Annotated in this window: 9 protein-coding genes; 1 reads left to right on the top strand and 8 read right to left on the bottom strand. The window is 59.4% G+C overall.

Going from position 1 to position 8,050, the window contains the following annotated elements:
- Positions 1–64: 64 nt before the first annotated feature.
- From GOB82_RS13670 to rplM, 3 genes are all read right to left on the bottom strand, one after another.
- Positions 65–226 carry a hypothetical protein gene (locus GOB82_RS13670; protein ID WP_377792254.1) on the bottom strand — a complete coding sequence of 54 codons (162 nt, stop codon included), beginning with the start codon at positions 224–226 and terminating at the stop codon, positions 65–67.
- Between the two features lie 389 nt (positions 227–615).
- A complete protein-coding gene (gene rpsI, locus GOB82_RS08365) occupies positions 616–1,101 on the bottom strand; it encodes a 30S ribosomal protein S9 (RefSeq protein WP_025827670.1) in 486 nt (161 codons plus the stop codon).
- A gap of 5 nt (positions 1,102–1,106) precedes the next feature.
- Positions 1,107–1,583 (bottom strand): 50S ribosomal protein L13, encoded by a 477-nt coding sequence (gene rplM, locus GOB82_RS08360; RefSeq protein WP_166122037.1) that lies wholly within the window; start codon positions 1,581–1,583, stop codon positions 1,107–1,109.
- 221 nt (positions 1,584–1,804) lie between these two features.
- Here rplM and GOB82_RS08355 point away from each other — a divergent pair, with 221 nt between their 5' ends.
- Positions 1,805–3,154, top strand: coding sequence for a hypothetical protein (locus GOB82_RS08355; protein WP_166122035.1), 1,350 nt, complete (start codon positions 1,805–1,807; stop codon positions 3,152–3,154).
- Here the strand turns inward: GOB82_RS08355 and GOB82_RS08350 are convergent.
- The 5 genes from GOB82_RS08350 to pstC are packed head-to-tail and all read right to left on the bottom strand — an operon-like array spanning position 3,151 to position 7,836.
- Complete coding sequence (locus tag GOB82_RS08350; RefSeq protein WP_166122033.1) at positions 3,151–4,377, bottom strand: retroviral-like aspartic protease family protein; 1,227 nt, start codon at positions 4,375–4,377, stop codon at positions 3,151–3,153. The two genes, GOB82_RS08355 and GOB82_RS08350, sit on opposite strands and share 4 nt — an antisense overlap.
- A 36-nt stretch (positions 4,378–4,413) precedes the next feature.
- Complete coding sequence (phoU, locus tag GOB82_RS08345) at positions 4,414–5,127, bottom strand: phosphate signaling complex protein PhoU (RefSeq protein WP_166122031.1); 714 nt, start codon at positions 5,125–5,127, stop codon at positions 4,414–4,416.
- A gap of 17 nt (positions 5,128–5,144) precedes the next feature.
- On the bottom strand, positions 5,145–5,960 hold the full coding sequence (pstB, locus tag GOB82_RS08340) for a phosphate ABC transporter ATP-binding protein PstB (protein ID WP_166122058.1): 816 nt from the start codon (positions 5,958–5,960) through the stop codon (positions 5,145–5,147).
- 11 nt (positions 5,961–5,971) lie between these two features.
- On the bottom strand, positions 5,972–6,796 hold the full coding sequence (pstA, locus tag GOB82_RS08335) for a phosphate ABC transporter permease PstA (protein ID WP_377792253.1): 825 nt from the start codon (positions 6,794–6,796) through the stop codon (positions 5,972–5,974).
- A gap of 56 nt (positions 6,797–6,852) precedes the next feature.
- Positions 6,853–7,836 (bottom strand): phosphate ABC transporter permease subunit PstC, encoded by a 984-nt coding sequence (pstC, locus tag GOB82_RS08330; RefSeq protein ID WP_166122027.1) that lies wholly within the window; start codon positions 7,834–7,836, stop codon positions 6,853–6,855.
- Positions 7,837–8,050 lie beyond the last annotated feature (214 nt).

Here is an 8,050-nt window from a genome sequence, read left to right as displayed (position 1 = left end):
TCAACATCAAAGAAACCAGTCTGCTTCATGATCCATGCCCCCAATCAACTCAAGGGAAATGGAATCACAGAGCAGCTCTCAAAACCAGGGGGTTTTTCGAACCCTCCACCTCGTTTCCGGCAGCAATTCCACCGGAAGAAATGACTTCAACACTTCCAGAAAACAGGGTTGTGCTGCTGGCGATGCCTCCAGAGAGGATCAGCAATCCGTCCCCCGACTCCAGCATAACGGAAGAGGAAACCACGCCGCTTGATACAATCTGAACAGCCATATTTTTTTCAGTTCATAAAATTAAATCTGAACTTTTTATAATTCTTTACCATCACGTCACATATTTAATATGTGGTAATGATTTTCACGATCGCAATAATTCTAATTTTTTATACTGTAGAAATTTGTGATTTTTTAAAAACAAACAATATATACGTCAGTATGGAGTTTTTATGAGTGTGTTATAAAATAAGTATAGTCTTTTATTTTGTGTTTTCTCATAGGATTATTATCAATATTTAGAATTCTGTTTAAATTCGGAATTTTGTCCAAAAAAGAAGGCGGGAGAGGTTTCCCTCTCCCGCCTTCTTCTGGCGCAGCTTGTAAGCGTTCGCCCTTGCCGGATCAGCGCTTGCTGAACTGGAAGGAACGACGAGCTTTGGCGCGACCGTATTTCTTACGTTCAACCTGACGAGAGTCACGCGTCAGGAAGCCCGCAGCTTTCAGAATGCTGCGCAGGCCGGGTTCATAGTGCGTCAGCGCACGGCTGATGCCGTGACGAACAGCGCCAGCCTGACCGGACAGACCACCACCCACGACGGTGCAGACAACGTCGAACTGGTTGTAGCGGTCAGCCACCAGGAAGGGCTGGGTCAGCAGCATGCGCAGCACGGGGCGTGCGAAATACGTGCCAACGGGACGACCGTTAACCGTGATATCGCCTTTGCCGGGCTTGATCCACACGCGGGCCACGGCATCCTTACGGCGGCCGGTTGCGTAGGAGCGGCCCTGCGCATCGCGTTTTACTTCATAGACCGGGGCTTCCGGAGCCGTGGGAACCACGTCTTTCAGATCAGCCAGCGTGCCTGTACGTTCCTGAGTTTCAGACATGATGCTCAGCCTTTCTGCACGTTAACGACGTTTTTACGGTTCAGAGCCGCAACGTCCAGTTTCTGGGGCTGCTGGCCGTCATGCGGGTGCTCGGCACCGGCATAGACGTGCAGGTTGCGCATCTGCTGGCGCTGAAGCGGACCACGGGTGATCATGCGTTCAACTGCCTTCACCACAACATGGTCCGGGTTCTTGCCACCCAGGCGCTGTGCAATGGTGCGGGTCTTGATACCGCCGGGGTAACCCGTGTGGTAGTGGAACAGCTTCTGGCCAGCCTTGTTGCCGGTCAGCGCTACTTTTTCAGCGTTGATGACGACAACATGGTCACCGCAATCAACATGCGGCGTGAACTGGGCTTTGTGCTTGCCGCGCAGGCGGTTCGCGATGATGACGGCCAGACGACCCAGAGCGAGGCCTTCGGCATCGATCAGGATCCAGTTCTTCGTCACCTCCGCGGGTTTCAGCGAGAGGGTGGTCTTCATGAGAGTGTGATTCCGTTAAGACTATAAGCTTTGAAGATGGCGCCTTATGCGTGTGCGAAGACCCTTCGTCAAGAGGAATTGGTGTTCCTTCCCGTAAAATCAACAGTTTTTTGCTAGGTAACATATTACCGTTGGTGGGGTTGCAGTGCCCCCTGCCCGTGCATTACATGGAGGGTCGCTTTGAAGACTTCCTTTGTAAAAACAAGCTGGATTCCTGCCTGGTGAAGAAACATGTTCCTGTTACGGTTGCCGGTATCGCAACCCTTGCCTGTGTTGGATGGCTGGCGGCGCGTCATGCCGAACACGTCATGCTGGACAAAAGCATCGACAATTTCCGTCAGACGCTGGGGCCGGATGCCTCCTTCACCTATAAGAAGGCATGGCCCGGCCTGCTGGGCCGGAGCGTGAAGTTCACCGGGCTGGTCTTCCGGCAGGGGCCGGAAACCATTACGGCGGATGACGCGGAAATTTCCAAGCCCAGCACAAGCGGGGATGATGCCAGACTGATCGGCCATCTTTCCTTCCGCAATTTCCAGTTGGCTGACCCGGCGGGAAGCCTCCATCTGGATGATCTGACCATGGAAGGCGTCACGCTGCCCGCCAGCGCGGATGACAAACATGGCACCCCCGCGCAGGGGCTGGAAATCCGGCATGCGGAAGCCAGCACACTGCACGGCTTTATCAGCAGCCTGCAGTCCGACCTTTCCGCCACCCGCCTGAAAGTGGAGGATTACGGCAGCGATGAAGCCTCCCGTCTGGAAGCCCATGATGTCCGGCTTTCAACGGATGTCGCCCCCCAGCGCCATATTACCGCCCACGCCCTTGTGCTGGACGGAATTGATCTGGCTGGCCTTTACAGCAGCCTGACCACCAACACGCCCTACACGCCGCGCAATGGCACGCGGGATATTCAGGTGGACGCCCTCGGGGTGGATGGCACCGGCCCGCTTCTGCGGGTTGCACGGCTTTCATCCCACGCCACCCGCTCCGATACCTCCGAGCAGGAAGTCTCCAGCCTTCAGGGTCTGGAACTCTGGCCGGAAGTGCCGAATCTCTCCATCCTGCCCGCTCTGGGGTATGACCACTTCCGCGGCGCACTCGTGCTGAATGACACGCATGATTACAAGGCGCAGAAGCTGCATGTGGAAACATTCAGCCTGGAAGCCCCCGGCATGGGCCGCCTCACGCTGGATGGAGATTTCAGCCAGACCAGCACCACCGCCCTGCTCTCCGCCGGGGCGGCTGACATGCAGGTCATGACGCTGAACCTCTCCTATACCGATCAGGGACTGCTGCCCAAGGTGCTTCAGGCCTCCGCCAAGGCGCGCGGCGTCAGCCCGCAGGAACTGGTTACGTCTCTCCAGACACAGTTTGCCCCTCAAGGCAGCAAGCCGGCAGACGCGCTGCCGCAGCTTGCCTCCTATCTGGCTCATCCGGATAGTGGTGCTCTCAAAATCACCCTGCACCCGCCGCAGCCCCTGCCCATGATGGCCATTGCGGCCTCACTGAGCATGCTGGCCTCTGCACCGCAGATGGCCCAGCAGATTGGCCTGACCGTCCACGCCCCTTAAGGCGTGGAGACCTGCCCGGCTGGTCCTGCTTCTGATGCAGCGGGAGAGGCGCCGGGCACGGAGACTCCGGACGCAGAGCCGCCGGAGACTGGCAGCCCACCCGCAGGCGCGTTGGACACCGGCAGGCTGGACGCTGGCACACCGGGTGCCGGGGCGGCTGAGGCCGGAGCCCATGCCGATTGAGGCTGCCCCGTGAACGGAGCACCCGGACTCGGGACCTGAGCAGGCGTTCCGCTCCCACTCCCGCCAGCCGGGACCTTCCTGTACCGTATCCGCACCTGAAACGTCTGATCCTGCTCCGGGGGTGCAAGCCGCTGGACGTAGGCTTCCTCATTCCGGTAGGAAATCCAGACCCGGTTGCGCCGCAGGAAATCCGCTCCGAGCAGCGCATAGCCATCGGTCTCCATGGGGGAGACCGCAAGAACCGGCTTCAGGAAGCGCTCGTCCCCTACCTGTATGCTGGCAAAGCGGTGCAGAGACCCCTTTCTATGGCTTCCGTTCACACCGGACGAATCGATATGGATATCCTGCGCCAGCATGTCCTTTGAAACACCGGCCTTGCGGGCCTGACGCGGCAGAACCGTTGTATGCCACGCACCACTATCCACAATGGCATCAATCTTCTGGTCATTCAGGCGGAGGGTGGTGCTGATACGCCCGCCCGGCCCCACACGCGAGACTTCGAACTTTGAGGTTTTACCCTCCCACGTGGGCGTGGGAGAGGAGCAACCGTGGACCTGAAACAGCGAAATGGTGTGCGCCGGAAGATCGAACACCACATCATAAGCCTGAAGAAAATCGGCCCCGAACAACCCGATAATGGGCCGTCCCTCAATGCTGCCCCCAAAGGAGCGCGTGGTTTCTGTCAGAAAAATCTCTTCGGTGGAGGCCGAGCCAAGGCTCAGCTTGTCGGCCCGCATAACAGGCGCCATGAGTCCACCCGTCACACCGGTGAGCGGCACGACAGCCCCGGTGGCAATCAAGCCGAACTGCTTGCTGGCCGCCTCCGAAACCATGGAAATATCGGCCCCGCTATCCACAATCATCGCGGCATTCTGGCCGTTAAGCGTCACACCCACGATGGGTGAGCCACTTTTATTCAGAACAGGGAGCGCTCCCAGCGTTGCAATATGGCACCCGCCGCCCTGCTCGGCACACCCAGCCAGTGCCAGCAGGGGCACAATCACCTTCAGCCCGGTTTTCCGCACGTCCGGCCTTCCCATTTCTGCACGTCAGAAAATGCGCCCTGCCTGCCCCGCTCAGCCTGCCTCAGCCGGCTTTTTCGCAGCACCCCCGCGCGGACGCAGGGCAGGAAGCATTTCACCGGTCACTGCGTAATAGACACGCTCAGCAATATTGGTTGCGTGATCGCCAATCCGTTCCAGATTTTTCGCGACAAACAGAAGGTGAATACAGGGGCTGATCTTGCGCGGATCTTCCATCATGTACGTCACCAGTTCCCGGAACATGGCCGTATACAGCTCATCAATGGCGGTATCGGAATTCCAGACCTGCATGGCGCATTCGCTGTCATTATTGACCATGGCTTCAATGGCGCTGTGCAGGTTTTCCTGCACCAGACGCGCCATGTTGCGCAGAGCCCCGAAAGACAGGGCGCCATCCAGCGGTTCCACCTTGAGCGCGCGGCGGGCAATGCTGGCGGCATAATCCCCGATCCGTTCAAAATCACCGGTGATCTTGAGCACGGCGATGATCACACGCAGGTCCACCGCCATCGGGGCGCGCAGCGCCAGAATGCGAATGGCAAGGCTTTCCGCCTCACGCTCCAGGGCATCGACCTCAACATCCAGCTCCGGCGGCTCCAGAGCGGCGTCCTCATCCTGATCCACCACGGCGGCAATGGCCTGCGCTGTCTGGCGCTCCACCAGACCACCCATGCGGGCCACCAGCCCACGCAGACGGTCCAGTTCCTGATCATATCGGGTGACGGTATGCGCGGGTTCGTTCCCCATGAGTGTGTCCTCCCTGTTCAGCCGAAGCGGCCGGTGATGTAGTCCTGTGTGCGGCTTTCACGCGGGGCCGTAAACATCCGGGCCGTGCTGTCCACTTCCACCAGTTCGCCCAGATAGAAAAAGGCAACCTGATCCGCGCAGCGGGCCGCCTGCTGCATGTTATGCGTGACGATGGCGATGGTGAACTCGGTTTTGAGTTCATCCAGCAGCTCTTCAATACGCGCCGTGGAAACAGGATCGAGCGCGCTGGTCGGTTCATCCAGCAGGATCACTTCCGGGCGCACGGCAATGGTGCGGGCAATGCACAGCCGCTGCTGCTGCCCGCCGGAAAGGGCGGTGGCGGACGCCTGAAGGCGGTCCTTCACTTCCGTCCACAAGGCCACGCGGCGCAGGGCATCTTCCACCCGCCCGTCCATTTCGGAGCGGGACACACGCTCATGCAACCGGATGCCAAAAGCGATGTTGTCATAAATAGACATCGGGAACGGAGTCGGCTTCTGGAACACCATGCCAACGCGGGACCGCAGGGCGTTCATATCCAGCCCGTTGCCCAGAATGTTCTGGCCGGCAAACAGCACCTCACCCGTGGCGCGCTGGCCGGGGTAGAGGTCATACATCCGGTTCAGCACGCGCAGCAGGGTGGATTTCCCGCAGCCGGACGGCCCGATCATTCCGGTCACACTCCGCTCGGGGAAGCCGAGGGTAATGCCGTGCAGCGCGTGTGTCTTGCCGTAATAGAAATCCAGATTATTCACCTGAATGGCAATCGGGCGGTCTGACAGTGCAGCAGCCGCGGCATCCGTCTCGGCATCGGCCAACGGTTTACCCTGCATGGTGTTTTCCTTCATGTCCGTCCTCCGCGGATGCCAACCCGCACCACAATATTGATAATGAGCACACCCAAAGTCACCACCAGGGCACCGGTCCAGGCCTGTTGCATCCAGTCCTGATAGGCGGAGCCTGCATACTGATAAATCGCCACCGGAAGGCTGGCCATCGGCCGCCGCATGTCCAGTGACCATTCGGAATTGCCAAGAGAGGTGAACAGCAGAGGCGCTGTCTCACCCGTTACGCGGGCAATGGCCAGCAGAACGCCAGTCATGATCCCGCCGCGGGCGGCGCGCACGCAGATAAACAGGATCACCCGCCATCTGGGGGCACCGAGCGCAATGCCAGCTTCACGCATGGACACAGGCACGAGCCTGAGCATGTCTTCCGTGGTGCGGACAATAATCGGCATGGCCATCACGGCCAGCGCCGCCGCACCGGCAAAGCCGGAAAAATGCCCGAACGGTTCAACCAGCAGCATATAAATGAACAGGCCGATGAGAATCGAAGGGGCGGAGAGCAGCATGTCCGACACAAACCGGACACTCCGCGCCAGCTTGCTCTCGGCACCATATTCCGCCAGAAAAATACCTGTCAGCAGACCAGCCGGAGCCCCCAGCAGGATGGAAAGCCCTGTTTGCAGCAGGCTCCCCACAATCGCATTCGCAAGACCCCCGCCCGCACCCGGCGCCCCCATGGAATGGGTGAACAGCGTAAGGGTGAGACCGGGAAGGCCGTTTTTCAGCAGGGTCCAGAGAATGGAGCCCAGCACAGACACCACAATCAGCATGGCAAGCCAGCTCATGCAGGTTGCCAGCTTGTCTGTCAGCCTGCGCCGCATGGCCTGAAAGTCCGACCGAGGAAGCCGCGCGCCGGACTGAGACACTACGTGCGCTTTCATGAGCGTTTTCCTGCCTTCACTTCACCCCGGGAGAGCAGAACACGCGAGCACCAGAGCGTGACAAAGGAAATCGCCATCAGAATGGCTCCCAGCGCCATCAGGGAAGACAGCTTGAGGCTGCCCGCCGGGCTTTCCGGAAATTCAAGGGCAATCAAGGAGGCAATGGTGTTGGCCGGAGCAAACAGAGACCAGCCGATATGGTTGCTGTCCCCGATCACGAACGTGACCGCCATGGTCTCGCCCATGGCGCGGCCCATGCCCAGCACAATGCCACCCACAACGCCCTGACGGGACCAGGGCAGCACAACGCGGCGCATCACCTCCCAGCGGGTGGCGCCCAGCCCGTATGCGCTCTCGCGCAGCACGGCGGGCATGGACACGAACACGTCACGCATCACGGCCGTAATGGAGGGCACGACCATGACACCCAGCACCAGACCCGCTGTCAGCAGGCCCGTGCCAAACGGGGCCCCGCTGACAAGAGCGGACAGCACGGGCACATGGCCAAACATGTGGCGGGCCGTAGGCTGCACATAATGCGCCATGACCGGCACCAGCACGAAAAACCCCCACATGCCGAAAATAATGGAGGGAACGGCGGCCAGAAGCTGCACGGCCATCCCGATCACGGAAGACACGGCTGGCGGAGCCAGTGCTGTCAGCCAGAAGGCTGTGCCGAACGCCAGCGGCACGGCAATAAGCAGCCCCAGAAAACTGCTGGCCAGCGTGCCGAACACCGGTGCCACCGCGCCAAAATGCTGGGTGACAGGATTCCACACCGCCGTGACAAAAAAGCTTGGCCCGAAAGTGGAAAAGGCTTTCCAGCCGCCTGTCACCATAATGGTGATAATAGCCCCAAGCACGACAAGGACGCTGATCCCTGTCAGGACGACCAGCGTTCTGAAAAGGGAGTCGCCATCCCACCGCCGGGTTATCTGAGGCGCTGCAGCCACGGCTGACTGCTCTGCGGATCCGTCCATCTGCTCTCCGTTCCGATTTTCAGGTCGGGCAATGGGAGCAATACTGAACCCCCCGGCTGCCTGCAACCAGAGGCGTTAACAAAGACCCTCATACGCAATAAATGTCATGAAATTGTAGCACTTTTACACCGGATATGTCCCAGACTCCCACCCGACACCCTGACAGCAGCGCGCTTATGCCGTAAAGTGCACGCTGGCATTCCCGACCTGCGTC

Origin of the sequence: Acetobacter farinalis (genome assembly GCF_011516935.1) — a bacterium.
Classification (GTDB): Bacteria; Pseudomonadota; Alphaproteobacteria; order Acetobacterales; family Acetobacteraceae; genus Acetobacter; species Acetobacter farinalis.
Note: the sequence above shows the minus strand (reverse complement) of the source record. Positions and strands in the feature narration are given on the sequence as shown.

Coding starts and splice junctions, on each gene's coding strand:
- rpsI (WP_025827670.1), bottom strand. CDS start 1,101: ATGTCTGAAACTCAGGAACGTACAGGCACGCTGGCTGATCTGAAAGAC.
- phoU (WP_166122031.1), bottom strand. CDS start 5,127: ATGGGGAACGAACCCGCGCATACCGTCACCCGATATGATCAGGAACTG.
- pstA (WP_377792253.1), bottom strand. CDS start 6,796: ATGCGGCGCAGGCTGACAGACAAGCTGGCAACCTGCATGAGCTGGCTT.
- rplM (WP_166122037.1), bottom strand. CDS start 1,583: ATGAAGACCACCCTCTCGCTGAAACCCGCGGAGGTGACGAAGAACTGG.
- pstB (WP_166122058.1), bottom strand. CDS start 5,960: ATGCAGGGTAAACCGTTGGCCGATGCCGAGACGGATGCCGCGGCTGCT.
- pstC (WP_166122027.1), bottom strand. CDS start 7,836: ATGGACGGATCCGCAGAGCAGTCAGCCGTGGCTGCAGCGCCTCAGATA.
- GOB82_RS08350 (WP_166122033.1), bottom strand. CDS start 4,377: ATGGGAAGGCCGGACGTGCGGAAAACCGGGCTGAAGGTGATTGTGCCC.
- GOB82_RS13670 (WP_377792254.1), bottom strand. CDS start 226: ATGCTGGAGTCGGGGGACGGATTGCTGATCCTCTCTGGAGGCATCGCC.